Source organism: Streptomyces sp. JL2001 (genome assembly GCF_050917515.1).
Taxonomy (GTDB): Bacteria; Actinomycetota; Actinomycetes; order Streptomycetales; family Streptomycetaceae; genus Streptomyces.
The window spans coordinates 313833-340149 of the sequence record NZ_CP169421.1; the positions used below are offsets into that span (position 1 = coordinate 313833).

Below are 26317 nucleotides of genomic sequence, written 5' to 3' on the forward strand. Positions count from 1 at the left end.
CTCACGAACGTCGCGAGCGGGGCGGAGGCTGGGGCGCGGCTGGGGCGGACCGGCCGCGAAGCGCCTCCGCACCCCGCCGGTTCTCATGCCGCCGTCGGTCGGCTACGGCCCGTCCGCCCGGACCGGGCCTCAGGGCGGGCTCGGTGCCTCGCCACCGTCAGAGGTGACCGTCCAGGAAGCCCCGGACCTCGACGTCGGTCGCAGGCCCCGCGCCGTGCGCCACCGCCTTTCCCTCCTTCAGCAGCACGTAGGACAGGGCTCCGGTGATCCCGTATCGCTCGGTCACGGCCGGACAGCGTGTGATGTCCGTGCGGACGACCGCCACGCGGCCCGTGTACTCGTCGGCGATGCCACCCATGACCAGGTCCATCGCCCGGCAGGGGTCGATCGCCTTGGGCCACGTCCCGATGAAGTACGCCAGGACCGGGGATCGGCTCATCCTGAGGATGAAATCGAACTCCGCATCCTCACGGGGTTGATGCACCCGTTGCGCCATGGAAGCTCCTGACCTCGTGTTCTGTCTCACCGTCCCATCATCTCCCGGGTGGGTGCGGCGGACCGGGCCCGGCCGGCTCCGTCATGGGATGCCCGGGGTTCCGTGTGTCGCGGGCATATCGAAAATCGCATACGTCCCCGCAACGGGCTTCCGTGTTCAGTGAGCGCATGGACCATGACCCGTCACCGCCGGCCCCTCCGCGCAGGATCGTGCTGAACCGTCAGGCGATCCCCGAGGAGGTCGACGATACGCCGACGACATGGGGCGACTCGTACCCTCGGAGCATGCGAGCGTCGATCGTCGAGAACGAGCCCCGTCAGGGCGAAGGTGGCCCGGTCACGGCCCGGGCCGGGCGGCGCGGCTCCGCTCGCGGGGGCACCGGCTCGGGTGCCCGGCGCGCGCGTGTCCGGCGGGCGATCCGCAGTCTCGCCGAGCCGGGCCCGTGGCAGCGCGGCCGGCTGCTCGCGGCGTCGGCGCTGGTACTCGGCCTGCTCATGCTGCTGCACGCGCAGATCACGGACCGGGGCGGTCTCGGCAGCCTCGTGGAGACGTTTCTCCCCTGGTTCGGCCTGTTCGTCCCCGTGCTCCTCGGCGGGGCGCTGTGGCGCCGCTCCGCCGCGGCGGGGGTCGCGCTGCTGCTGCCGGTCGTGGCGTGGCTGAACCTCTTCGGCGGACTGCTCCTCGACAAGTCCCGGCCGGGCGGCGACCTCACCGTGGTCAGCCACAACGTCAACGCCGAGAACCCCGACCCGGTCGGCACCGCCCGCGATCTGGCCGCCTCCGGGGCGGACCTGCTGGCGCTCCAGGAGATGACCCCGCAGGCCACGGTCGCGTACGGAAAAGAACTGGCGGAGGCATACCCGCACCACACGGTGCAGGGCACGGTCGGGCTGTGGAGCAAGCTGCCGCTGTCGGACTCCCGGCCGGTCGACGTCCTGCGAGGCAATGTCGGGCCGCTGGCGAAGACGCGGCGTGCCGAGGACCTCCCCGTGGACCCGCCCCGGGCCCTGCGCACCACGGTGGCCACGGACCACGGGCCGCTGGCGGTGTACGTGGCGCACCTGGGTTCGGTGCGGCTGATGCCCCGGCACGGCTTCTGGACGGACTCCCGCGACGTGGGCGCGGTCGCGCTCGCCAAGGCCGTCGCCGCCGAGCGGAACACGCGGGTGGTGGTGCTCGGCGACCTGAACGGCACCACCGACGACCGCGCGTTCGACGGCCTCACCTCCCGGCTCCACTCGGCCCAGGAGGCGGCCGGAGCCGGCTTCGGCTTCAGCTGGCCGGCGTCCTTCCCGATGGCGCGGATCGATCAGATCCTGGTCAGGGGCGTGGAGCCGAAGAAGTCGTGGGTGCTGCCGGCCACGAGCAGCGACCATCTGCCGGTGGCGGCCGGCATCAGCTGGTGACGACTGCCGCCGGCCGGAGCCGCGTCGCCTCCCCAGGACACAGCTCACCGGGCGGCCAGCGGACGGACGGCCGGCCCTCCCTCGTCCCTCCGGCGGACATCGGCTCCGATGCGCACGCCGGCGGTCTCCGGGACGGACCCTCGATCTGACCGTTCGCGATGGTCAGGAGCGGCCCGCGCCGTCAGGCCGCGAGGGTCTGGTCCAGTTCGATGTGGAACAGGTTCCGGGTGCCGGTCAGGTCCAGGACGTGGCGCACGGGCCTGGGCAGCGGGCCGATGAGGATGAGCCGGCCCGGCAGGTGGTGGGCGGTGGTGAGTTCGTGGACGAGCGCCGCGTCGGCGAACTCGACTCCGGCCAGGTCGAGGACCACGCGTTCGGTCCGGGAGGAGCGCACGGAGTCGAGCGCTTCGTGGAGGCAGCCGACGGTCCCGAAGTCGAACTCGCCGCTCATGCACAGGACGGCCGTGGCCGGGCAGCCGGTCGGGGCGTAGCGGACGAGGGCACGCCCGCGGCTGGGTTGCCATGCCGGTGCGCCGTCGACGAGGAAGAGTTGCGGGCGGGGGACGTTTGAGGGGGGCGTTCGGTCGGGCACGGTGATGCACCTCGCTCCTGCACTGATGGGAGAACCCTCCGCAGTGCGTTCTCGCTGTCCTCCGCGAGTGTCAGGCGTCGTGGCCTGGTTTCAGGGCGACATCGCCGCCGGCGGGAAGGTAGGTCGCCGGCAGCGACCCGGATGTGGTCCGGTCGCTCCCCCCACCCTCCTCCTCTCGCGGAGCAAAGTCACATCTGCAGGTCAGCCAGTCCGGTCGGGTGCACGCCGAGCGCGACGCGGGGAACGGCCGTCGCGTCGTGACCTGTTCACCGGTACGACGCCCCGGTGCACCATCTCCCGCGCACGGCGGCGACCGTCCGGGTCCGTCGTCGCGCGGGGCGCGCCCTCGGCGAAACCCGGCGCCCCGAGCCCTGTTGCACCCGTGAGGGGTGACGAGCGACAGGGGCCCGGCGGTGCCGGGCCCCTGTCCTTGGTAGCGGGGGCCGGATTCGAACCAGCGACCTCTGGGTTATGAGCCCAGCGAGCTACCGAGCTGCTCCACCCCGCGTCGGTGACACCAGCCTACGTGGCGGGACCCGCACGGCGACAACCTTTTCTCGAGCGGCGCACCGGCGGGTGGGATCTCCGTGCGCCCGGAGAGCACTCGGTCGGGCGGCCGGGGGTCATTCGGGGCGGCTGAAGCGGTGGGCCGCCCAGAGCAGGGCCATGGTTCCGGCGGCCAGCAGGAGGGTGCCCTCCAGGAGCAGGGGAGGTTGCCGGCCGGCCCACTCGATGCCCGCGGTGGCTGCCTGGTCGGGGACCCGCAGGGCGATGCAGCGGCGCAGCAGGTCCACTCCGTAGGCGAGCGGGTTGGCGGCGGCCAGCGTGTGGGCCCAGCCCGGCAGGTTCTCCAGGGGGAAGAAGCCGCCGGAGAGGAACAGCAGCGGCATCATCACCAGACCGAGCAGCACGTGGAAGACCTCGGGCCGGTCGAGGCTCACGGCCAGGGCGAGGGACAGGGACGTGATGGTGAACGAGGTCAGGATCATGCCGGCGAGGAGCAGGGCCAGGAGCAGCGGGTCGTAGGGCAGGCCGACGACGCCGGCGAGGCCGAGCAGGACGGCGCCCTGGACCGTGGAGACGATGGTGCCGCCGGCGCAGCTGCCGAGCAGAAGGGTGGGCCGGCTCACCGGGGCCATCAGGAGTTCGCGCAGGTAGCCGCTCTGCCGGTCGGTGATCAGGCGGATCCCGACCATGACGGCCGGTGTCTGGACCGTCATCATCAGCATGCCGGGGAAGAGGTAGGTCTGGTAGCCGACTCCGAGGGAGGAGCCGGGGATCAGGGCGGCCAGGCCGCCTCCGAGGATGAAGAGGTACAGCACCGGTTGGAGCAGCATCAGGGCGGTGTGGGTGGGCTGGGCCCACAGGCGCAACAGGTCGCGGTGGACCAGGGCGTGGACCGCGCGCAGTTCGTGGCGCAGGCGGGTTGCCGGCTCACGGCCGGCGCCACCGGAGGCGCCGGAGTCGTCAGGGGTGGCGGCGGCCGAGGCGGGGAGTGCGGGTGCGCTCACGGGGACTCCTCGGTCGCCGCCGCGGTGCCGTCCGGAGCCGGGGCGGGCGGTGTCGGGTGGGGCCGGGGGGTGTGGATGCTGCGGCCGGTGTGGTGGAAGAAGACGTCGTCGAGTGTCGGAGGGGTCGCGGACGCGGCGTGCACCGCGATGCCGTGGGTTTCCAGTGCCGCGCACAGGCGGGGTATCCAGGCGCTGCCGTCGGGCACCCGCAGGGACACCCCTTCGGTGTCCAGGGTGACGGCGAGGCCCGGCGGCGCGGTGCGGCCCACGACCCGTCGTGCCGCCGCGTCGTCGCTGGTGCGCAGGGCCACCCGGTCGTCCCCGATCGCGGCCTTCAGCGCGAGGGGCGTGCCCTGGGCCACGAGCCGGCCGTGGTCGATGATGCCGAGGCGGTCGCAGTTCTCCGCCTCCTCCAGGTAGTGGGTGGTGACGAAGAGCGTGCTGCCGTGCTGGTCGCGCAGTGCGCGCAGGTGCTCCCAGACCTGGGCGCGGGCGTGCGGGTCGAGTCCGGTGGTCGGCTCGTCGAGGAACAGCACCCGGGGCGCGTGCAGCAGGCCGCGGGCGAGCTCCAGGCGGCGCCGCATGCCTCCGGACAGGGTGCGTACCAGGGAACGCCGCCGGTCGGTCAGTCCGACCATGTCGAGCATCTCGGTGGTGCGCAGGCGGGCGTGGCGACGGCGCAGTCCGTAGAGGCGTGCGTGGATGTGCAGGTTCTGTTCGGCGGTCAGGTCCGGGTCCAGGGCGCTGTGCTGGAACAGCATCCCGACCCGCCGTCGTACCTGGTCCGGCCGGGCGAGCACGTCGGCGCCGGCCACCGTGGCCTGTCCGGCGGTGGGGCGGGCCAGGGCGCACAGCAGGGCGAGAGTGGTGGACTTCCCCGCGCCGTTGGGGCCGAGGAAGGCGTACGTCTCGCCTTGGAGCACGTCCAGGTCCAGGCCGCGTACGGCGTGGGTGGTGGTCCCGTCCGGGCCCGCGTAGCTCTTGACCAGACCACGCGTGCTGATCGCGTGCACCGGCCGGGCAGCTGACGGTGTGGTGTCCGGGCGCGCGGGGGCGGCGGTCAGGAGGGGTACGCGGGTGCGAGCGCCGTCACCGGCGTGTGGCTGCATGGTCGGGTCCTCCTTCACGGGGTGTCGTACGCATGCCGCCGGCCGCAGCGGCCTTCGCTCCGGCCGGCGGCCGCCCGAAGGCGGCCACCGGCCGGAGGATCTCGGTCAGGCGCAGCTGATGCCCACACAGACGGTGTTGAGCAGCGTCAGCAGGCCGACGCACTCGCACGTCGCCGCGAATGGCGCTCCGTCGACGCCGACCGGGTCGGTCTCCGGAAGGGCGTGCAGGTGGGCCAGCAGCTCGAGAGCCTGGTTCTCCATGACATTCTCCTTCTCTTCGAGGTGGCGACAGGGGTTCCCGTCGCTCAGCCCGGCTGCTGGACCATCCAGTGCCGGGAGTCCGTGTGGCGGGTCCGCAGGAGGAACGCCAGGATTCCCGCGGACCCGTCGCTCCAGCTCGTCGAGACGTCCCCGTACTCGTTGGGGAAGACGACGTGGCGGTCGCGGTGGGCACGTTCGGAGACGATGAGGCGGGCCAGGTCATCCGCCATGGCGCGGTAGGCGAGGTCCCCGGTGGCGTCGGCCATGTCGAGGAGGAAGTCACCGTTGCCCGCCAGTCCGTGACACTGGGCCAGGGCGGCGCGGGAGGCGCGCTCCACGACGGCGTGCGTGGCGCCGCGGGCGAGATCGACGAACCGCTCGTCCCCCGTCCGCTGCCAGAGGCGGACCAGGAAGGAGCCGATGCCCGCCGAACCGTGGCACCAGTACGGGGCCGTCGGCACGTCCGTGGCCTGGGCCGGCCACTGGGCCGCCTGCCCGACCATCACGGCGTCGGCCACCAGCCGCTCCCCCGCCGCCACGGCCAGGTCCAGGTGCTCCGGTCGCCGGGAGATGGCCGCAGCGGTGAGGAGGAAGCAGCCGATGCCGGACGTTCCGTGCGCGAAGCCGAGATAGCGTTTGCCGGCCTCCTCGGACACGGCTTCTGCCGGGACGGGCCAGCTCACGCCCGACGGCTCCGGCCGCGCGGCGGCGGCCAGCCGGTCGGCCGCGTCGACGACCAGCTCGGCCAGGCGCGGGTCACCGGTACGGTGCCACAGATGGGCGGCGGCCAGTCCACTGCCCGCGGAGCCGTGGGTGATGTCGTGGCTCGACGTCGGCTCGGAAGGGGCCACCGCGAGGGCCGACGCGTGGTCCTTCAGTGTCCGGTCGGCGATGGCGCGTCCGGCGTCGTACAGCGCCCAGGCGATTCCGCGGCCTCCGAAGTGCAGACCCGGCCGGATGGAACGCGTGTCGGTGCGCGCGGCGATCCAGTGGCCCGCGGCGGAGATCAGCTCCGGCAGGCGCGGGTCCCCGGTGAGCTCGAAGTACCGTGTCAGGACCGCCAGCACACCTGCCGCGCCCTGTTGCACGGTGCAGGGGTCGGTCTCCCCCGCCAGGGTGGACACCGGCCACAGCCACCGGTCGTCGGCCGGAGTCATCGAATCGACGAGATGGTTCACCATCCCGTCGATCGCGGCCTGTGTCGCGTCGCACGGTTCGGCTGTCCGCGCCGGTCCGGCCGCGGGGTAGGCCGAGCGCGCCGCGTCCCTCCCCGGAGGGGCTTCGCCCGTCCCCGCCGGCCTCGCGGCGGGACACTCGGGCTGGGCCAGGTCCGCCCCGCTCAGCGCCTCGCGCGCCCGGGCCGGGTCCCAGCGCTCGGCGGGATCGTCCCTCATCAGACCGAGGATCGTCTCCGGCAGGCCGTCCGGCGGGCGCAGCGTTCCGGCGCAGGCGCCCAGCCACTCGGCGAACCGCTGCTCCGCAGGTCTGGTGACCGGCCCCTCGGGCAGCAGGTTCGGTACCTTCCCGCCGAGCACGAAGCACACGGTGGCGCCCAGGCTGTAGTAGTCGGCCGTCGGGGAGACAGGGGCGTCCACCAGGCGCTCGGGGGCGCTGAAACCGGGGGTCCCCACCCGCGTCGGGAGGGGGGCGTCGTCCTCAAGGACGGCAAGCTCCAGGTCGATCAGGCGCAGTTCGCCGTCGGGGCGGACCATGACGTTGCCGGGCGTGAAGTCCCTCAGCACACAGCCGTGGGCGTGGGCCGCCTCGACCAGGTCCACCAGGCGTCCGATCTGGGCGAGCGCTTCGGCACGGTAGCGTTCGCCCCCTACGTCGCGGAAGCGCTCGGCGACCCAGGTACGCAAGGGCACACCCGGCACTTCCTCCTGGGCGAGGAACAGATGCCCGCCCATGTCGAACATCGCGAGCGGCTCCGGTGCGAGCCCCGTGCCCTTGAGCCTCTCCAAGGCCCTGGCCTCGGCCCGCAACCAGTCACGGACGTCGGAACCCGACGCGTCGCCCTCCACATGCGGCCGGGCCTCCTTGATCACCACGGGTGCGCCCGTGGTGACGTCCGTGCCCCGGTACACACCACCCTTGTTCGTGTGCCGGATCGCCTCCCGGACCGAGAACCGGCCGCCGAGCATCACCGGGCTGCTCGCCGCCTTCTCCTGACGTGGCGGAAGCGGCACCGAGGCAGGGAAGGGACACACCGCCCAGGACGGCGGACAGTACTGGCCGGTGCGCTTGTCCTCCACGGGATTGCCGTCGGGGTCCTCGATGAACCACACCAGCAGGCCATGATCCGACAGCCGCCGCCGGCCGACGAACGCGCCGTAGCGGTAGTGCACCAGGCTCTGCGGAGCGTAGGGCTGGTCGGACAGGATCCGTGGACCGGCCAGGCCTGCCGTGGCCTTGTGCAGCTCCAGCGCTATTCGGGCCGCGTCGTCGTCGGTGGTCGGGTAGACGGTGATGAACTTGCCCGAACTCCCCCGTGGCGTGGCACGGGAGTTGAGCGCGCTCACCTGCTCGAGCGACCGGACGAACTTGAATGCCGACTCCTCGCGCAGCAGCACGTCCAGAGCCTGCGCGAGGACCGCCGGCGCGGAGGCGGCCGTCGCGGACACGTGCAGCTTCCAGCCCTGTCGGCGTCGTACACCGGACCGGCGGGTGAGGCGGCACCACATCTCGTCCGCGTCGGTCGTCCAACGCGTGCCCGTACCTGTGGCCTGTAGCGCCCGGCGGAGCAGACTTTCGAGGTCGACTTCGGTCACGTGACTCGTCATGCGTGTCCCTCTCAACGGCGGGAACCGCTGGTTGGAAAATGCCTTCGGTGAGAAGAAAAGTACAACGCGTGCCTGGCAGAAGTCATTTGATTCAGCGAGCGCACGGTGTTGTAGCGGCAATGGATGGCGCAGTCCGGCGCAAAGAGAGGCGCACTTGTGCCGCCGGGGCCAACGAATAATCCATCTGTTCGATGGAACAGCCGCCCCTTGCCCGGGAATGACAAACGGCCTGAATTGATTCGTCACGCATCCCGCAGGTCCCGGTGATGGCGATTCAGCGAAGCCGTGGTGCCACTCCGGGGCGCCACGCCGACCCCGGGCCCCCACCTCTCCCACCAGGCTCGTTGCGCTCGACGGCGACGAGCGCAGACCCGCCTTCGCCATCGGCCGGCCCCCCGTTGTCGGACGGTCGGTCGGTCCACCCATTTCGAGCACGGGCAACGGCTTCGGCGCGACGAACGCCATCGGCGCGAACTGCCGCCGCCCAGCCCCCTCCCACCCGGGCATCCGGTGAAGAGTTCGATTTCGCCATAACCCCAGTCGGCGATGGGTCATTTCCGGAAACAGCAAGGCAGTGCATTTCGGCCACTCGGCCGCGGACGCCCGCACATTTCGTGGCGACAAACGGCGCACGGTCGCTCGAATTTGAGTCACGTGGCGAATTCGCACGTCACGGGTTCGGCCACGAATAAAGACCTCTGAGGCTGCCGATACGGCAGCGACACGCGATGCCCATTTGTCGACCCGGCAAAAGGGCCGCGCGCTTTCGGAGCCGACGCCACGCCCCCTACGCGAGAGGGGGCCTTCCTGATGCTGCCGGCCACGGAGCGGGTGCCTGTCACCGGCGAGGAGGGCGGGGCACCTGGGGTGGCTCGGTGCCGTCCGGTACGCCGGACGACACCGAGCGACCGGTCACTGCAGGACGGCCTCGGCACGCATGGCGAGGAAGTTCGCCTTGTAGGCGTCGTGCGCCGTCGCGCCGGCGAGGCGGATCAGCGCCTCGTCGTTCTCCCGAAGGGAGGAGAGGTCCAGGTTGTGCGAGCCCGTGAAGGTCCACTTCGTATCCGGATGGCCCGCGTAATTGCCCTCGACGAGCAGGTACTTGGAGTGGACGAAGTAGCCGCCGGCGTCGAGATGGTACGGCTTGATTCGTGCGTGGCCCTGCAGGGTCGCGAGGTCGTTGGAGTCCTTGTAGACGATCTCGATCCAGCAGTCCTGGTCGGCCAGCGAACGCAGCTTGGTCGCGATCTCGTCCCGGTGCAGGGCCCACGCCGAGATCCGCACGATGGTCTTGTGGGAGGTCGTGCCGACCGTCGTGTTCCCGGTGCAGGAGACGTTGTTCAGAAACCCGAGGACGACGTCGCCGCTCTGCTGCGGGAAGAAGTAGTACTTCGCGTCACCGGCTTCGCCGGTCCGGTAGTAGTCACTCGTCTTGCTCATGGCGGCGAGATCGTTGAAGTAGTCGGTGTACGCCGTGTAGAGGGCGGTGTTGCCGACCACGGTGTACGCGTTGTTCCACTGCCGGGTGGTGGCCGACACCGTCTGGTTGGCGGAGCTCTGGATGACCACGTCCTCGGCGACTCCCGCGCTGCCGACGCGGGAGAAGGTGAAGAACTTGTTGTGGTTGATGGGGTTGGTGCCACCGGCCGCGATGCAGGCGCCGCCCGCGCTGCACACCTGCACCCAGGAGCCCTGGGACTTGTCGGTCCCCAGGGCGGCGATCAGGTTCTGCGCGGGCGCCGGGGTGGGCGCTTCGACGGACTTGTGGTCGAGGACCACACGCACGTTCACGCCGCGCCCGTGCGCGGCGACGAGGGCATCGGTGAAGTCCTGGTCCTGCATGACGTACAGGGCCGCCCGCAGGGTGCGCCCCCCTTGGGTGTTGTCGATCGCCGCGATGATGTGGTTCTTCACGGCGTTCTGCTCGGCCGCCGTCCCCTTCGGGTTGTTGAAGACGGCACCGGTGACAACGGGGGGCACGTCCTCCGCGGCGGCGGGGGCGATGCCCGAGAACACGAGAGCGAGGGCGACCGACACGGTCGCCCAGAAACGCTGGCGTATGACTCCTCCTCGGCTGAATGGTGGCATGAGCCTGCCATGAGCCGTCCTTGACCAGGAACGGAGGGTCCCCGAAGACGCCGGACGCGGGCCCGTTCGTGCGGCGGGGGGACGTGGGCCCGTTCGTACGGCGGGGGGGGACGTGGGCCCGTTCGTGCGGCGGGGGGACGTGGGCAAGTGGGCCTCTCGGTGGGCACGTACCGGGAGGCCCGTCCCGCGCCCCACTCGTGCCCCCTCGTGGAGCACCTGGGCGATGCGGGTCTGCGGGTGTTCCGCCTGCCGGACGCCCCCGAGAGCTCCCGGCCGCTGAGAGCCCTGTCGAAACCGCCCGAAGATGACCTGCGGTGGCCGTGTCGCGCGTGCTGTATGACCGGACTGTCACAAGATCTGTTCTATGGAACATCACCGACTCGGTAGCCGTCTCGGGATGTGGCGGGGCCCCGGCCCCGGCGGAATGTATCGGCGAGCAAGGCTGGGCAGGGATGACGACGGTAGCGGTGACGGGTGGAGACGCGGAGACTCCGGAACCCGAGAAGGAGCCGGCAGCGGCGACGGCTGCGGACGACGGTAGGGCGCTCACACCGGACGACCGGACGGCGGAAGAGGCGCCGGCCCGCGAGAACGCCGAAGCCTTGGAGCCGGAGGCGTCGGCCGAACCCGCCGGATCGCCGGAAGGTGCCGACTCCACTGAGCCGGGGGCTGCGGCCGAGCCCGGCGATGCGTCGGCGGCCCACGGCGCGACAGGGGAGGACGACCCGACGGGAGACGACGACGCGGACGCACGCACCGGTGCGGAGGAGACGTCCGGACCGGCCTCGCAGACCGAGGACGAGCACGAGACACCGGACGGCGCCGTCCCGGAGGCGCCCGCGGAAGACCCGTCCCCCGAAGCCCCTGCCGCAGGATCGGCCACGGGTGCGTCGGAAGAGGCGGCAGATCACGCGCCGGGCGCGGAGGCGAAAGCCGCTGTCGCCGTGCCTGATCGGAGGGTGTCGGACGCGGCAGCGCCGGACGGAGATGCTTCGGAGCCCGTCCCCGACGAAGAAGCCCCGGCGGCCGCAGCGGACGAAGGGACGACGACGTCCGGACCGGACGAGGAGCCCGCGACGACCGCCCTGCGCACGGAACGCGGGACGGCCGTCCTGGACGAGCTTCCCCCGATCACCGAACGGGACGAGGAGCCCCGGACAGGCGAGCCGGGCCCGGTCGGGCCGCGCCGGCCCACGCCCTCGTGGGCTCGGTCCGAGACCGATGACCAGAGCACCCGCACGCTCGCCGCGCCGCATGATCTCGACACCCCCACGGCGAACCTCGCCACTGCCGCGACGCCACCGGCCGCCTCCCCGGTCTCAGCCGAGCCCGTGGCTCCCGGTGCACCGGGAGCGACCGAATTCCCGGCACCCACCGACGCACCCGCCACCCCCGCGGATCCCGCCGCGGCCCCGCTCGACCTCCTCGCCCAGCTGACCAACACCCCTCCCCCGGCCGAGACCCTTCGCCGCACCTCGGTGCGCCGCCTCAAGGTGTGGACGCCTCTCCTGCTGCTCCTCGCCGGGGCCGTCATCGGCGCGCAGATGCTGCGCCCGCTGCCCGAGCCACGACTCGTCGCGTCCGAACGGACGCACACCGTGGAGGGGCGCCTCGACATTCCGTGGCCCGCGAAGGGGCAGGGGGCCGTGCGCATCGCCGGCTCCGGGACCATCAGCACGTTCGGCGTTCAGAAGCCGGTCCCGACGGCCAGTGTCGCGAAGGTGATGACGGCGTACGTGGTGCTCAAGGACCACCCGCTGCGCAAGGGCGAGGCCGGTCCCCCCATCACCATCGACGCCAAGGCCGTCGCCGAAGGCACTTCCGCGAACGAGTCCCGCATCGAGGGACTCACCGAGGGCAGCACGTACAGCCAGCTGGACATGCTGAAGATGCTGATGATCCCCTCGGGCAACAATGCCGCCCGGCTGCTGGCGCGTTGGGACACCGGCAGCGACAGCGAAGCGGCCTTCGTGGAGAGGATGAACGCCGGCGCCCGAGAACTCGGCATGACCGACACCAGGTACACCGACCCCAGTGGCCTGGACGCGGGCACCGTGAGCACCGCCGTCGACCAGCTCAAGCTCGCCGAGGCGGTGATGAAGAACGATGTGTTCCGCTCCGTGGTCTCGCTGCCCGACGCCGAGATCAAGGACCTGTCCCAGCGGCTGATCAACAACAACACCCTCCTCAACGCGCCCGAGTTGAGCATCCGAGGCATCAAGACGGGGTCCAGCACCCCGGCGGGCGGCGCACTCATGTGGGCCGGTTACAAGTCCGTCGGCGACGAGACTCCGCTGATCCTGGGAACGCTCATGGACCAGCGCGCGGACGGACCGGACCCGAACGCGACCCGGAGCCTGGCTCTGGTGCTGGCCAACAGCCGGAAGGTCATCGAGTCGGTCCGTGGAGCACTGACCGCCGAGCCGGTGGTCCGCCGAGGCCGGACGGTCGGATACGTCGACGACGGGCTCGGCGGACGCACCCCCCTGGTGGCGACGGCGGACCTCAAGGTCGTCGCGACACCCGGCCAGCGTCTTCGACTCGTTCTCGGAGCCGCCGGGAAGGGCGGATCGGCTGCGCCCGTTCCGCACTCGGCCACGGCCGGCACCCAGGTCGGCGTACTGACCGTGGGCGAGGGACCCGGGGCCAGGAGCGTACCGGTCGCACTCGGCGAGAACCTGGCGGAGCCCTCCTTCGGCACCCGTCTGACCCGCCTCGGCTGACAGCGCCGGGCGCCGTCGACACGGGGGCCCGGCTCGGGCGGCATCATCGTCCCCTCAGCCAGGCCCCCGGAAGGGGTCCGGAGGGCACGGCGGCGCTCGACGTCTTCACCCAGTCCGGACAGAGCGGTGATTCGTTACGTTCCACCACCAAAGGGATACAGTCGGCGGGTGGCCGAAACGAGGGAGCACTCCGAGGGAGCGGGCCCGTTCACGACGCGCGTCACCTGGCGCCCCGAGGGCGGCGGCATCGCCGTCTGGGAGTCGCGACTCGCGCGAAAGCGCGCCCGCCTGACGGTTCACGCCGAGGGGGACACGGGGCCCCTTCCGAGGGCGGCGGACAGTCTGTCCGTCGCACGTGCACGGCGGTTGAACACCATCGCCGCGGCCGCGTTCACGGTCGGCGGCGCGCTCTTCGCCCTGGGTGCCGGGCTGGCGCAGTTCGGCCCGGGCGACATCACCAGCGCGTGGATCTACTTCAGCGGCGGGCTGTGCTTCAACACCGGCGGCTACGCGTCCCTGCTCCAGGCGATCAACACCCCCCACCGGGACAGCAGGACGGGTCGGCTGGCCACGCGGCGCTGGCGCTGGTGGAGCTACGAACCCGCTCGGATCGACTGGCTCAGCACCTTCGTGCTGTTCGCCGGCACGCTCGTGTTCGGCATCAACCTGGTGGGCTCCTTGCTGCACGGGCTCTCGACGCAGCAGGTGAACCGGCTGATCTGGGCGCCCGACATGGTCGGCTGCGCACTGTTCCTGATCTCCGGTCACCTCGCGCTGGTCGAGGTCTGCCATGGTCGGCCGCGGCTGCTCGTGCGGGACCTCGGCTGGTGGATCGTGGCGGTGAACCAGCTCGGTTCGATCCTCTTCATGGCCTCGGCGGTCACCGCCTTCGTCCGGCCCTCGACCGGTGCCCTGGTCAGCGTGGCCGTCACGAACTGGGGCACGCTCCTGGGCGCGGCGTGCTTCTCCGTGGGCGGAGTGCTGCAGTACTACGAACGGCCCTGACCGTCGGGCTGTCCCCCGCCCCGGTCGCCGATAGGCAGTCAGGCAGTCAGGCAGTCAGGCAGTCAGGCAGTCAGGCAGTCAGGCAGTCAGGCAGTCACAGGGTGAGCAGCCGGACGAGCAGGGCCACCGCCGTGCCTCCGGACAACACCGCCCCCACCACGGTGAACACCAGGTCGACCGTCGCGGTGTCCCAGCCCTGGATCGCGAAGCGGCGAGGGTCCTCCGGGTCGTACCGGACGGTGACCGTCGCGCCCACGCCGAAGCCGCCCGCGATCCGACCGCGGCCGAACCGGGACGGGTGTTCGCACGTGCGGCCGTCCCGCGTCGTCCAGGTCGCGACCGGGTAGTGGAACGTGGCGCCTTCGTCGTCGCGCCTGGTGTCATGGCGGACGATCCACCCCCGCGCGGTGACTCCGGTCCGGCGCAGCGCCTCGGCCCTGCGGAGTCCGTACACGCCGAAGCAGAGGAAGACCACGCCGATGAACAGCGGGATCAGCGAGAAGAGCCATTCACGTTCCATGTGGGGTGCGACGCATACGTGGAGGTGTCGGTTGCGTCGTACGGGCCCGGTGTGACGTGTTCGCCCTCACTGGCCGGGAGCGTCTTGGTGAGGTGCGCGGGGCGAGGAGCCCGTGCACGACGTCGAGGCCCCGGAAGAACGCCGCCCTCGACTCGCGTTCTGTCTGCCGTCTGCCGGGCAGACGAGACGCACAGAGCGGTCGGCCGGAGGAGAGACGATGGCACAGGATCCTTCATTGAGAGCTGTCGGGTGGGCGCGTTCGCTGCCGATCAGCAGCGGCGTGAAGACGGCACGGGACTGGACGCGCGAGCACCTCACGACCCTCGGCTGGGCGCGCACGGAACCGGACCTGGTGGACTCGGTCGTGCTGACCGTGTCCGAGATGGTCACCAACGCGCACGTCCACGCCCACAGTGCCGCGCAACTCATCCTCACCTGGGACGAGGAATGCCTGCACGTGACCGTCCACGACTCGTCCATGGAGCTGCCGGAGCAGCGAAACGCGGACGACAAGGCCCTCGGCGGGCGCGGGATGCTGCTGATCGACGCCCTTGCCGACGACTGGCAGGCCCGCCGCTGTCCCCGTGGCAAGGACGTCACCGCATGCTTCCAACCGCCCGCTCCGCGCGCCCGCCCGGCGTGAACGTACGCGCCACGGACGATCGCTCGGTGTCGGCGGTCACCCGGCAAGCGGGACGTGTGCGACGCCAGGAGAAGAGGGCCGTGACCGTCAGGGCGATGCCGTGGACGGCGGAGGCGACCATGCCGATCCAGCCGACACCTTCGGGGGCTTCCCCACCCCTCTTGAGTGAGGCAACCTGATCCTGGGGGTGGCGCATGGGTGAGCGTCGGCAGTCACGGCAGGAGCTGAACCGAGCGCGCAGGCGTGACGGATTCATCGGCCGCCATACGGAGCGCCAGTCCTTCTATGCGAACCTGTGCCGCAATGCCGGGGAGGCACACTATCTCTTCCATGTGCATGGGGTAGCCGGGGTGGGCAAGTCGTCGCTCGTGCGCCATTGGGAGGGGACCGCACGAGGCGTTGGTGCGCTCACTGCAGTGGTCGACGAAGACGTCAACGGCCCCGTGGAAGCGATGGAGGCCATCAGCGCCCAGTTGGCGCGGCAGGGCCAGGTATTGGGGAAGTTCGACGCTGCCACCGAGCGCTACCGCAAGCACCGTCACGAAGCCGACGCATCCCTTGCAGGCCCGGCAGGGGCATCCGAGAACGGCTCCGCGTCCGCGTCGAGTCGAACAGCCGCTCACCTGGGGATAGGCGCCCTGAGCTTGGCTCCCCTCATCGGTCCCGTCTCGGCGGGGCTGGACCCGGAGGCTCTGGCGCGCGGCACGGACCGGCTGCGAGCCGCGATCAGCAGCCGGCTGCGCAATCACCAGGATGTCGAACTCGTTCTGCATCCCCTGCGCGTCCTCACCCCTGTCTTCGTGCGAGATCTGGCGGAGGCGGCCGAAGACCACCCCTGGATCGTGCTCTTCTTCGACACCTGGGAACGCACCGAACCCTTTCTGGATGCCTGGCTGCGCAGCTTCGTGCTGAGCGACAGCCACGGTGACCTTCCGGTGAACGTCATCGTGGTCATATCCGGTCAGGCCGCCCCCGTCGCACGCGAGTGGTCCGAGTACCGCGACCTGGTCGTCGACATCGAGTTGGAGGCCTTCACCGAGGCGGAAGCCCGCACGCTGCTCACGGCCCGAGGCGTGACGGACGAGGCTCTGGTGGCGTCGATCCTGCACATGTCCGGACGTCTGCCCGTGCTGCTCGACACCCTCGCACGCGTGCGTCCGGCAAGCGCGGACGGCCTGGAAGACGCCTCGGAAACCGCAGTCGACCGCTTCCTCCACTGGGTGAGCGACCCACATCGGCGAGCTGCCATCCTGGCATGCGCCCTGCCCCTCCATGTCAACGAGGATGTCTACCGCACCATTGCGCCGCAGGAAGTCGCGACTGAGTACGCGTGGCTGCGCGGGCTCCCGTTCGTCTCCGGACAGGGCGGCCGCTGCCGCTATCACGACGTCGTACGCACCAGCATGCTCCGTTTCCAGCGCACCCGGTCTCCGCACGACTGGTCCGAAGGCCATACCCACCTCGCCGAGGCCCATGCCCGTTGGCGCTCTCACGTCGAACGCACACTCGATCCCGGCCGCAGGTGGACGAACAGCGACTGGCGGGAACACCGTCTGAACGAGACCTACCACCGCCTGTGCGCCTCCCCGCACTTCCTCGGAAGCACACTCGAAGAGTTGGTCGAAGCATGCGCCGAAGGCCTGCCGGTGGTGCGGCAGTGGGTGAACCTACTCTCTCGAGCCGGCGAGGACTGCGCCTCCGAATCACTCACCACCTGGGGCCGACGCCTCGAATCCGCCCTCGGCCGGGACCCCATCACCAGCACCCTCACCGCACTCATCACCACTGATTCACTGGGGCCCACGGCACGGGCCCGCGCCCACCAACTGCGGGGCCGGCAGTACATTCGCGCCGCTCGCCATGCGGATGCTCTCTGCGACTTCGACGCGGCACACACCCTCGACCCCGCGATCGCGGCGATCCACTCCGACCGAGGCACCGCGCTCACCTGGCTGAGACGTTTCGAAGAGGCTGTCGTCGACTTCGGCCGCGCCATCGAACTCCGACCGGACGACGCATGGGCGTTCACCCGACGCGGCGTGGCACACCGCCTGGACCGCCACTACGAGGAGGCTGTCGTCGACTTCGGCCGCGCCATCGAACTCCGGCCCGACGACGCATGGGCCTTTGCGCACCGGGGGCTGGCGCACCGGCTGGCCGGCCGCTACCACCAGGCGATCACCGACCTCGACCACGCCATCGCACTCAACCCCGACTACGCATGGGCCCTCGCCAACAGGGGCGAAGTACATCGCCTGGCCGGCCGCTACCACCAGGCCATCACCGACCTCGACCACGCCATCGCACTCGACCCCGATGACGCTTGGGGCGCCACCTACCGAGGCGATGTGCACCAGTTGTCAGGCCGCCACGATCTGATGTGGAACAGCAGCCACGCCACCAATGTCGATCCCGACTACCCGTGGGCCATCGCCAATCGGGGAGTCGCGCATCGGCTGGCCGGCCATGACGACCGGGCCCTCACCGACCTCGACCACGCCATCGAGCTCGACCCCGGATACGGGTGGGCCATCGTGAATCGAGGTCATGTGCACCGAAGAACGGGTCGGCATGGCCAAGCACGCTCGGACTTCGAACGTGCCCTCACCATCGATCCGGACAAGGCGGAGTACCTCCTGAACGAGGCGATCCTCACCAGCACGACCGAAGGGCTCAGTGCCGCCTCCGACACTTGGCGTTCGCTGGCCGAGCAGCATGGCGACCTCGGAGACGCGTACGACCTGCTCGCCGTCTTCTTGGCGTCCCTCATCACCGGAAGCCCGGGGCAATCACGCATCGCCTTCCAGCGGTTCATCCTGGAGGAGCCGAGCTCGGACGTCACGGATGACGCCGTCCGGTTCCTCGATGAACTCATCCTCGGCACCTCGATGGAGCGCGACCGTGTCGATGGCTACCACCGGGCGCTGTCGCACCGACTGGGCCACCTGCAGGGATAGCGCGCCCCGGCGCACGGGCGACGACGGACTGCTTCTCCTCCTGACAGAGAGCACCACCCCTCGTCGCCGGACGAATGGCCCCGGGCCGCTACGGAACCGGGGTGTAGTGGACGACGGCGTTCTGGCACGGGCCCTGGGCGTACACGTTCAGCGCGTCGGCCTCGGCCTGGTCCGCGCTCAGGCCCCAGCGGAGCTTCGTACCGGTCCACTCGGCGACGTAACGGCACGTCGCGTCCGGCGACGGCGGCATCCAGGCGCGCGGGTCGCGGTCCGCCTTCGACCGCTGCACGCGCGCCGTGACGGCGACCAGGCTCGCGCCCGCGCCCTGGTCGTTCGCGTACGCGTCCCTGCGTGACGCCGTCCAGGCGTACGCGCCGGAATCCCATGCCTCGGCCAGGGGAACCAGGTGGTCGACGACGAGCAACTCGGGGCCGGTGACCTCCTGGCCGTCGTAGTACGACAGCCACTCCCCCTCACCGAGCTCGCACCCCGCGGCCACAGGCGGCGCCTCGGTCGCCTCGGCCAGCAGGACCTCCGCCCGGGTGTCGCAGCCGTCGGCCGGGTCCATGCCGGTGTTCCAGTAGGTGAACCGGTCGCGGGTGTAGCCCGCGCGGGACTCCTCCGCGATCGGGAGCCGGTCCAGGGCGAGGGACAGTTTCATCACCTCCGCCGCGGGCTCGGGGGCGGGGATCCCGAAGGCGGGGGAAGGCGCGGCGAGCGGGGGCAGGGCGAGAGCGAGGGCGACGACGCCGTGAGCCATGTTCTTGATCATGGCTTCAGGCATACCGCGCCCTGCTCCCCGTCGTGGAGCGCCCGGGCGGCCGGTCGGCCATCCGGAGGAGCGCCTTCACCGGAGAACCGTTCCAGCCGGGCGCTGCCCGGAGCCTGCTCTCGGGGCCGGGACCTGACGGAACCGGAGGCGCTGAACCCGGCGGCACCGTGGAGCAAGGGTGGACGAGGAGTCCCGGGCTGCCGAGATCCGCGAACCTCGGCCGCCCGGTCCTCCGTGCTCACTCAGCCGGTGTGGAGGATCCGGAAGCGATCGGGTTGCCGCGGGTCGCGGTCGACGACCTGGACGGGTGGCCAGGCCCACTGCCAGACGTCGATGCCCGGCGGGCGGGAGAACCGGATCGGGCCGCGGGTGCCTTCGACGGCGAGGTGGGGCCAGGATGCGGCGATGCCCGAGCGGTCCGTGCCGTGGGAGCGCAGCGCGGCGGCGAGGACGGTCACCGTGTCGTAGCCCTCGAAGGCGACGAAGGAGGGCGCTTCGGGCAGCTGCTCGCTCAGCGTCTTCCCGACGCGTGCGCCGAGTGGGCCGAGGCGTTCGGGCAGGTAGCGCAGGAAGGGGATCGCGGTGCCGTCGTCGCCGAGCAGGTCAGCCCATTCGGTGAACTCCGGCTGCCCGGCCGGAGCGCCGACCAGGAGGTCGGTGAGGCGTGGGTCGCTGCGGACGGCCCGGACGATCGGCACGGCCGGGTCCGGGTGGCCGACGAGGAGGAGGAGGGCCGTCGCACGCGCGTCGACGAGGGCGTCGCAGACGTCGGCGGCGGTGAGCGAGCCCATGTCGAGTTCGACGACGGTGCCGCCGTGCGGAGCGAGGTGGTCGCGCAGGACGCGGGTGCCGGAGGCCCAGTAGACACTCGGCTGGGCCGCCACGGCGAGGCGCGTGTGGCCCGCGCCGAGGAGGAAGTCCGCGTAGATCCGCCAGCCGTGGGACTGCGCCGGCGCGAGGCGCGCCACCCGTTCCGTCGGCCGGTCGGTGAGCGCGTCGAGCACGGCCGACGAGCAGAGGAACGGCAGGCCGAGGGCGTCGGCCCGGGCGGCGGCGGCGCGAGCCACGACGCTGTGGTACTCCCCCGCCAGGGCGACCACGCCGAGTTCCGCCAACTCGTCCACGGCCGCCGCTGCCTTCTGCGGGTCGGCCGCGGTGTCCCGGACCAGCAGCTCCAAGGGTCTTCCGCCGATCCCGCCGGCGTCGTTGGCGTCGCGAACGGCCAGTTCGAGTCCGGCGAGCACGTGCCTGCCCGCCTCGGCCCAGCCGGGCCGGGACAGCGGGACGAGAACGCCGATCAGGACGGAGGGCCTGTCCGTGTGCTCCCTGCCGGGCGTCGATGTCGGCGTGTTCATGCGTCGGCGTCTCCCATGTGGCGATTCGGTCGCGGTGCCCGGGTGGCGGGGTGGCGGGGTCGGTTCGTACGCGTTCGTTCCGGCCGACCGTTGCGGGCGCACACCCGGACGATCACGGGGGACATTGCATCCACCGTCCTCGCCTATCGGCAACCCCTTTACTCGTTCGCCGAACTGCCTTGCCTCACAGGCCCTTTGACACCGCAGCGGTTCCGGGGCCGGCCTCGCGATCGGCCGGGCCGGTGCCGCGGGTCCCCGCCCCGGCCCCGGCTCGTCCCCCGGCCGCGCGGGCGGCGCGCGGCTACAGGGGCCGCAGCCGGGAACGCAGGAGGCAGAACTCGTTGCCTTCCGGGTCGGCCAGGACGTACCAGCTCTCGTCACCGGTCTGGCCCACGTCGGCGGGCTTGGCGCCGAGTGCGAGCAACCGCTCCAGCTCGGCGTCCTGGTCCCGATCGGTGGCGTTGACGTCGATGTGGAGGGGAAGCTTCCCGACCCGGGGGGCGCTGCTGGGGCTCAGGACGAGGGTGGGCAGGCCGGTCCCGTCGCCGGGCGGCCCGATCTCGATGCTTCCGTCGTCCTCTCTGCCCAGTTCGACGTAGCCGAGGACCTCGCTCCAGAACACGGCGAGCCGCTCGGGATCGGCGGCATCGATGACCAACTCGCTGATTCGGCATGCCATGCGGGCCAGTGTACGGAGACGGCAGCGGGGTGGGGCGGCGCCGGATCGTCGTACGCTTCCGGCATGCACAGCACCCTCACCCAGTACGCCCGGTGTCTGTACGGGGACGAGTACGGTCCCACCCCGGAATGCGGCCTCGAACACCGGGAGCACCACTTCGTCGAGGAGCTGACCTTCGCCGACGCGGATTCCCTCCTCGCCATGGTGCGTGAGCTCTGCCCGCACCTCGTGGACGGTCACCTACCGGTCTGGGTGCGGAACCTGGCCTATCGGCTGGCGCTCCTGCAGCGGCCGGAGGATCCGGTGCTGATACGGGAGGCTGCCCGCAACCTGTGGCTGCACGGTCCGGACTGGGACGGGATCGCGGCGGAGCTGGAGCAGCGGACCGAGGCGCTGGAGGCGGGCTGATCGCGCGGTGACCGGGGTCAAGACCCGGAGCCGTTCACCGAATCACCGGGCGCCGCACCGGCCCCGGCCCGACGCCGTGACGCGCGGCGGCACCCTCGCGGTCACCTCCCGGCCGGGTCGGCGGACCGCCGTCGTCATCGGCTTCCTCGACAGCCGCGCCTGAGCGCCCGGCCGCCCCGCGGCGCAGGCCCGGGCGCGGATGACCCGGCCCCGGCGTCCCGTCCTTCCGGGCGGCCCGGCGCGCCTCCCGAGGCACGAGGCCGGGACCCGGCCGGTGCGCGACGTCGACCGACCCCCACGACAGAAGGACGCGGTTCATGGACATCACCACCGTGGTCTACCCCGGCGAGGCGGCGCTCCGTCTCGTGGACGAGTTCGACCACCTGCGCCGGCTCGCCGCGCCCGGACGGGTGCCCGAGCAGGACGACCGGCACGCCCGGGAGTTGCGGGCCCGGATCACCGAGGAGGCGCGGACACCCGGCTTCCTGGCGGTGACGGCGCGGGCGGACAGCCTGCTGTGCGGGTTCGGGACGGCCACCCGCACCCCGGTGCCGTATGCCGGCGACCTGCTGCCGGGGGACCACCGCGCGCAGGAGTGGCTGGCCGGAGCCGTGCACGTGTCCGACCTGGTGGTCGCCCCGGCGGCCCGGGGCCGCGGCGTCGCCACGCGGATCCTGGACACGCTGACGGTGCCGGCGCTCGACGACCGGGTCTGGGTGGCGCCCGATCACCGGGACGGCGCGGCGCTGGCCTTCTTCCGTCACCGGGGCTGGCGGCAGACCGTGTTCCCCGTTCCGGGAGCGAGCCCGTCACGCGCGCTGTTCCTCGGGCCGCGTCACCCCTCGCTCGCCGGGAAGCCCGTGACGGGCTGCTGAGGTGCGCCGCCGTGCCGTCTTTCGCGCGGCGGATCGGGCGACCAGCACGGGAGGCGGTTCGCGATCAAGAGCGTCCCGGAGAGGTCAAGGTCACAGCTGATCACCCTGCTGCTCCTTTGTGCACCTGGCCTAGCATCCGGACATGACTGTGCTGCCTGAGGACGGCCTCGTGCTGGCCGCCGACTTCCCCGCAGCGACCCATGCGCAGTGGCAGCGCCTCGTGGCGGGCGTACTGAGCAGGTCGGGCAAGGACGTCCCCGATACCGAAGCCGAGGAGGCGCTGTCCACGGCGCTGGAGGACGGCCTGCGGGCCCGTCCGCTCTACACCGCGGACAGCCCCGCCGCCGACGCCGGCCTACCCGGTTTCGCCCCGTTCGTCCGAGGCGGGCGGGCCGAGGGCAACACCGCCGGCGGCTGGGACGTGCGCCAGCGCCACCGGGCCGCCGATCCCGAGGCCGTCCTCACGGACCTGGAGAACGGCGTCACGTCACTGTGGCTGTCCGTGGGTCCGGCCGGCATTCCGGTGACGGAGCTGGACCGGGCGCTCCGGGGCGTCTACCTCGACCTGGCCCCGATGGTCCTGGACGCCGGTGCCGAGACGGCGGCCGCGGCGCAGGAACTGCTCGGCCTCTACACGAGCCGCGGTGTCGCCCCCGAGGCGGCGCGCGGCAACCTGGGCGCCGACCCGCTCGGCACGGAGGCCCGCACCGGCTCCGCCTACGACGGTGACGGGTTCGCCGCCACGGTCGCGCTCGCGCGGCTGAGCGCCGAGTCGTACCCGGGGCTGCGCGCCCTGACCGTGGACGCCCTGCCGTACCACGAGGCCGGCGGTTCGGCGGCGCAGGAGCTGGGCAGCTCGCTCGCCACCGGCGTCGCCTACCTGCGGGCCCTCACCAACGGCGGCCTCACGATCGAGCAGGCGCTGGGGCAGCTGGAGTTCCGCTACGCGGCCACCGGCGACCAGTTCCTCACCATCGCCAAGCTGCGGGCCGCGCGCCGGCTGTGGGCCCGTGTGGCGGAGGCGTGCGGATCGCCCGCGGCGGGCGCCCAGCTCCAGCACGCGGTGACCTCGCCGGTCATGATGTCCGCGCGCGACCCGTGGGTGAACATGCTGCGGACGACGGTCGCGACCCTCGCGGCCGGAGTGGGCGGCGCCGAGTCGGTGACCGTCCTCCCCTTCGACCACGCGCTGGGCCTGCCGGACGCCTTCGCGCGCCGCGTCGCCCGCAACACCTCGAGCATCCTCATCGAGGAGTCCCACCTGGCGCGGGTGATCGACCCGGCCGGCGGCTCCTGGTACGTGGAAGCCCTGACCGACGAACTCGCCCAGGCCGCCTGGGACTTCTTCCAGGAGATCGAGCGGACGGGCGGCCAGGCGGCTGCCCTGCGCTCGGGCACGCTGAAGGAGCGGCTCGCCGCGAACTGGGCCGAGCGTTCCAAGGCGCTGGCCAAGCGCCGCGAACCGGTCACCGGCGTCAGCGAGTTCCCGCACCTGGCGGAGAAGCCGGTGGTGCGCGAGCCCGCACCCGCCGAGCCGGACGGCGGCCTGCCCCGCGTCCGGCGCGACGAGGCCTACGAGGCGCTGCGCGCCCGCTCCGACGCCCACCTGGCCGCGACCGGCTCCCGGCCGCGCGTCCACCTGGTGGCCCTCGGTCCGGCCGCCGCGCACACGGCCCGGCTGACGTTCGCCGCCAACCTCTACCAGGCGGGTGGCATCGAGCCCGTCACCGACGGGTCCTTCGAGGAGAGCGGCGCCACGGAGGTCTGCCTCTGCTCCAGCGACGCCCTGTACGAGGAGCGGGCCGAGACCGAGGCGGCGGCCCTGCTCGCCGCCGGCGCCCGGCACGTGACCCTCGCCGGCCGGCCCGGCTCGTACGCCGGCGTCGACAGCTACGTCTTCGCGGGATGCGACGCGATCGCCGTCCTCTCCGCCACCCTCGACCGCATGGGAGTGTCCTGATGGGAATCCCCGACTTCACCGGGATCGACCTCGGATCCCCCTCTCCGGCCGGCAGTGCCGAGGAGTGGCGCGCCGCCGTCAAGCGAGCTTCCGGCGGGGACGACCTGCTCTGGGAGACGCCCGAGGGCATCGCGGTCAAGCCGCTGTACACCGGCCGTGACCTGGAGGACGTCGACTTCCTGGGTACGTACCCGGGCGTGGCGCCGTACCTGCGCGGCCCGTACCCGACGATGTACGTCAACCAGCCGTGGACCATCCGCCAGTACGCCGGCTTCTCGACCGCCGAGGAGTCCAACGCCTTCTACCGGCGCAATCTGGCCGCCGGCCAGAAGGGCCTGTCGGTCGCCTTCGACCTGCCGACGCACCGCGGCTACGACAGCGACCACCCGCGCGTGACCGGCGACGTCGGCATGGCCGGCGTGGCGATCGACTCGATCTACGACATGCGCCAGCTCTTCGACGGCATCCCGCTGGACAAGATGTCGGTGTCGATGACGATGAACGGCGCCGTGCTGCCCGTCCTCGCCCTCTACATCGTGGCTGCGGAGGAGCAGGGCGTCTCCCCCGACAAGCTCGCCGGGACCATCCAGAACGACATCCTCAAGGAGTTCATGGTCCGCAACACCTACATCTACCCGCCGAAGCCGTCGATGCGGATCATCTCCGACATCTTCGCCTTCACCTCGCAGCACATGCCGCGCTACAACTCCATCTCCATCTCGGGCTACCACATCCAGGAGGCGGGCGCGACGGCCGACCTGGAGCTGGCGTACACGCTCGCGGACGGGGTCGAGTACATCCGGGCCGGACGCGAGGCGGGTCTGGACGTGGACGCGTTCGCGCCGCGCCTGTCGTTCTTCTGGGCGATCGGCATGAACTTCTTCATGGAGGTCGCCAAGCTGCGTGCGGCCCGCCTGCTGTGGGCGAAGCTGGTCCGGGAGTTCGACCCGAAGAACTCCAAGTCGTTGTCGCTGCGCACCCATTCGCAGACCTCGGGCTGGTCGCTGACCGCGCAGGACGTCTTCAACAACGTGACGCGGACGTGCGTGGAGGCGATGGCGGCCACCCAGGGCCACACCCAGTCGCTGCACACCAACGCCCTCGACGAGGCGCTCGCGCTGCCGACGGACTTCTCGGCCCGCATCGCCCGCAACACGCAGCTCCTCATCCAGCAGGAGTCGGGCACCACCCGGGTCATCGACCCCTGGGGCGGCAGCGCCTACGTGGAGCGTCTGACCTACGACCTGGCGCGCCGGGCCTGGCAGCACATCCAGGAGGTCGAGGCGGCCGGCGGCATGGCGCAGGCCATCGACGCGGGCATCCCGAAGCTGCGCGTCGAGGAGGCCGCGGCCCGCACACAGGCCCGGATCGACTCCGGCCGTCAGCCGGTCATCGGTGTGAACAAGTACCGTGTGGACGGCGACGAGCAGATCGACGTGCTGAAGGTCGACAACTCCTCCGTCCGCGCGCAGCAGATCGAGAAGCTGCGGCGGCTGCGCGCGGAGCGGGACGAGCGGGCCTGCCAGGACGCGCTGGAGGACCTCACCCGGGCGGCGGGCGGTGAAGGCAACCTTCTGGAGCTGGCCGTGCGGGCGGCCCGGGCGAAGGCCACCGTCGGCGAGATCTCGGACGCCCTGGAGAAGGTGTACGGGCGGCACGCGGGCCAGATCCGTACGATCTCCGGCGTGTACCGCAACGAAGCCGGCGAGTCCCCGTCCGTGGACTCCACCCGCGCGCTGGTGGACTCCTTCGAGGAGGCCGAGGGCCGGCGCCCCCGCATCCTGGTCGCGAAGATGGGCCAGGACGGCCACGACCGTGGCCAGAAGGTGATCGCGACCGCCTTCGCCGACCTGGGCTTCGACGTCGACGTCGGCCCGCTGTTCCAGACCCCGGCCGAGGTGGCCCGGCAGGCCGTCGAGGCGGACGTGCACATCGTGGGCGTCTCGTCGCTGGCGGCCGGCCACCTCACGCTCGTCCCCGCGCTGCGGGACGAGCTCGCCGCGGAGGGCCGGGAGGACATCATGATCGTGGTCGGCGGTGTCATCCCGCCCCAGGACGTGCCCACCCTCCTGGAGATGGGCGCCGCCGCGGTCTTCCCGCCCGGCACCGTCATCCCGGACGCGGCCGCGGACCTGGTGCGCCGGCTCGGCGCCGACCTCGGGCACGATCTCTGA

20 protein-coding genes and 1 tRNA gene are annotated in these 26317 nt (G+C 71.7%); 9 read left to right on the plus strand and 12 right to left on the minus strand.

Going from position 1 to position 26317, the window contains the following annotated elements; all coding sequences use genetic code 11:
• Positions 1 to 157 precede the first annotated feature (157 nt).
• Complete coding sequence (locus ACE1OA_RS01445; RefSeq protein WP_386546527.1) at positions 158 to 496, minus strand: thioredoxin family protein; 339 nt, start codon at positions 494 to 496, stop codon at positions 158 to 160.
• A gap of 284 nt (positions 497 to 780) precedes the next feature.
• Here ACE1OA_RS01445 and ACE1OA_RS01450 point away from each other — a divergent pair, with 284 nt between their 5' ends.
• Positions 781 to 1902 (plus strand): endonuclease/exonuclease/phosphatase family protein, encoded by a 1122-nt coding sequence (locus ACE1OA_RS01450; protein WP_432752071.1) that lies wholly within the window; start codon positions 781 to 783, stop codon positions 1900 to 1902.
• 181 nt (positions 1903 to 2083) lie between these two features.
• On the opposite strand, the gene ACE1OA_RS01455 is transcribed toward ACE1OA_RS01450, so the two are convergent.
• The 7 genes from ACE1OA_RS01455 to ACE1OA_RS01485 all read right to left on the minus strand — a co-directional run bounded on the left by ACE1OA_RS01455 (position 2084) and on the right by ACE1OA_RS01485 (position 10195).
• Complete coding sequence (locus tag ACE1OA_RS01455; RefSeq protein WP_361316105.1) at positions 2084 to 2494, minus strand: STAS domain-containing protein; 411 nt, start codon at positions 2492 to 2494, stop codon at positions 2084 to 2086.
• 431 nt (positions 2495 to 2925) lie between these two features.
• Positions 2926 to 3002: transfer RNA gene (locus ACE1OA_RS01460), tRNA-Met, on the minus strand.
• 115 nt (positions 3003 to 3117) lie between these two features.
• Complete coding sequence (locus ACE1OA_RS01465) at positions 3118 to 4005, minus strand: ABC transporter permease (RefSeq protein ID WP_432752072.1); 888 nt, start codon at positions 4003 to 4005, stop codon at positions 3118 to 3120.
• Positions 4002 to 5114 (minus strand): ATP-binding cassette domain-containing protein, encoded by a 1113-nt coding sequence (locus ACE1OA_RS01470; protein WP_432752073.1) that lies wholly within the window; start codon positions 5112 to 5114, stop codon positions 4002 to 4004. The genes ACE1OA_RS01465 and ACE1OA_RS01470 overlap by 4 nt, the downstream gene beginning before the upstream one ends.
• A gap of 105 nt (positions 5115 to 5219) precedes the next feature.
• On the minus strand, positions 5220 to 5375 hold the full coding sequence (locus tag ACE1OA_RS01475) for a VenA family class IV lanthipeptide (RefSeq protein ID WP_187282522.1): 156 nt from the start codon (positions 5373 to 5375) through the stop codon (positions 5220 to 5222).
• A gap of 44 nt (positions 5376 to 5419) precedes the next feature.
• The gene (lanL, locus tag ACE1OA_RS01480; protein WP_432752074.1) at positions 5420 to 8158 is read right to left on the minus strand and encodes a class IV lanthionine synthetase LanL; all 2739 of its coding nucleotides are present in this window, start codon (positions 8156 to 8158) and stop codon (positions 5420 to 5422) included.
• Positions 8159 to 9070: 912 nt separating this feature from the next.
• Complete coding sequence (locus ACE1OA_RS01485; RefSeq protein ID WP_361316095.1) at positions 9071 to 10195, minus strand: phospholipase D-like domain-containing protein; 1125 nt, start codon at positions 10193 to 10195, stop codon at positions 9071 to 9073.
• Between the two features lie 1010 nt (positions 10196 to 11205).
• Here ACE1OA_RS01485 and ACE1OA_RS01490 point away from each other — a divergent pair.
• Both ACE1OA_RS01490 and ACE1OA_RS01495 read left to right on the plus strand, forming a co-directional pair.
• Positions 11206 to 12969 (plus strand): D-alanyl-D-alanine carboxypeptidase family protein, encoded by a 1764-nt coding sequence (locus tag ACE1OA_RS01490; RefSeq protein ID WP_384871051.1) that lies wholly within the window; start codon positions 11206 to 11208, stop codon positions 12967 to 12969.
• A 168-nt stretch (positions 12970 to 13137) separates the two neighbouring features.
• Positions 13138 to 13974, plus strand: a complete 837-nt coding sequence (locus ACE1OA_RS01495) for a hypothetical protein (RefSeq protein WP_384871053.1) — start codon at positions 13138 to 13140, stop codon at positions 13972 to 13974.
• 94 nt (positions 13975 to 14068) lie between these two features.
• Here the strand turns inward: ACE1OA_RS01495 and ACE1OA_RS01500 are convergent, their stop codons facing one another.
• Complete coding sequence (locus ACE1OA_RS01500; RefSeq protein ID WP_384871055.1) at positions 14069 to 14494, minus strand: DUF3592 domain-containing protein; 426 nt, start codon at positions 14492 to 14494, stop codon at positions 14069 to 14071.
• Between the two features lie 217 nt (positions 14495 to 14711).
• Between ACE1OA_RS01500 and ACE1OA_RS01505 the strand changes: the two genes are divergently transcribed.
• Positions 14712 to 15137 carry an ATP-binding protein gene (locus ACE1OA_RS01505; RefSeq protein WP_356609461.1) on the plus strand — a complete coding sequence of 142 codons (426 nt, stop codon included), beginning with the start codon at positions 14712 to 14714 and terminating at the stop codon, positions 15135 to 15137.
• A 194-nt stretch (positions 15138 to 15331) separates the two neighbouring features.
• Entirely contained in the window at positions 15332 to 18094 is a 2763-nt protein-coding gene (locus ACE1OA_RS01510; RefSeq protein ID WP_432752075.1) for a tetratricopeptide repeat protein, read from the plus strand.
• Positions 18095 to 18182: 88 nt separating this feature from the next.
• Here the strand turns inward: ACE1OA_RS01510 and ACE1OA_RS01515 are convergent, their stop codons facing one another.
• The 3 genes from ACE1OA_RS01515 to ACE1OA_RS01525 all read right to left on the minus strand — a co-directional run bounded on the left by ACE1OA_RS01515 (position 18183) and on the right by ACE1OA_RS01525 (position 20900).
• A complete protein-coding gene (locus ACE1OA_RS01515) occupies positions 18183 to 18866 on the minus strand; it encodes an HNH endonuclease family protein (protein WP_384871209.1) in 684 nt (227 codons plus the stop codon).
• A gap of 242 nt (positions 18867 to 19108) precedes the next feature.
• On the minus strand, positions 19109 to 20221 hold the full coding sequence (locus tag ACE1OA_RS01520) for an ABC transporter substrate-binding protein (RefSeq protein WP_356609449.1): 1113 nt from the start codon (positions 20219 to 20221) through the stop codon (positions 19109 to 19111).
• Positions 20222 to 20522: 301 nt separating this feature from the next.
• Positions 20523 to 20900 carry a VOC family protein gene (locus tag ACE1OA_RS01525; protein WP_356779820.1) on the minus strand — a complete coding sequence of 126 codons (378 nt, stop codon included), beginning with the start codon at positions 20898 to 20900 and terminating at the stop codon, positions 20523 to 20525.
• Positions 20901 to 20963: 63 nt separating this feature from the next.
• Between ACE1OA_RS01525 and ACE1OA_RS01530 the strand changes: the two genes are divergently transcribed.
• The 4 genes from ACE1OA_RS01530 (at position 20964) to scpA (ending at position 26317) form a co-directional block, all read left to right on the plus strand.
• Positions 20964 to 21308 carry a hypothetical protein gene (locus tag ACE1OA_RS01530; protein ID WP_432752076.1) on the plus strand — a complete coding sequence of 115 codons (345 nt, stop codon included), beginning with the start codon at positions 20964 to 20966 and terminating at the stop codon, positions 21306 to 21308.
• Between the two features lie 317 nt (positions 21309 to 21625).
• Positions 21626 to 22183, plus strand: coding sequence for a GNAT family N-acetyltransferase (locus ACE1OA_RS01535; RefSeq protein WP_432752077.1), 558 nt, complete (start codon positions 21626 to 21628; stop codon positions 22181 to 22183).
• A 142-nt stretch (positions 22184 to 22325) separates the two neighbouring features.
• Positions 22326 to 24143: a methylmalonyl-CoA mutase subunit beta gene (locus ACE1OA_RS01540; protein ID WP_361316067.1), complete on the plus strand. Its 1818-nt coding sequence runs from the start codon at positions 22326 to 22328 to the stop codon at positions 24141 to 24143.
• A complete protein-coding gene (scpA, locus tag ACE1OA_RS01545) occupies positions 24143 to 26317 on the plus strand; it encodes a methylmalonyl-CoA mutase (RefSeq protein WP_356609439.1) in 2175 nt (724 codons plus the stop codon). The genes ACE1OA_RS01540 and scpA overlap by 1 nt, the downstream gene beginning before the upstream one ends.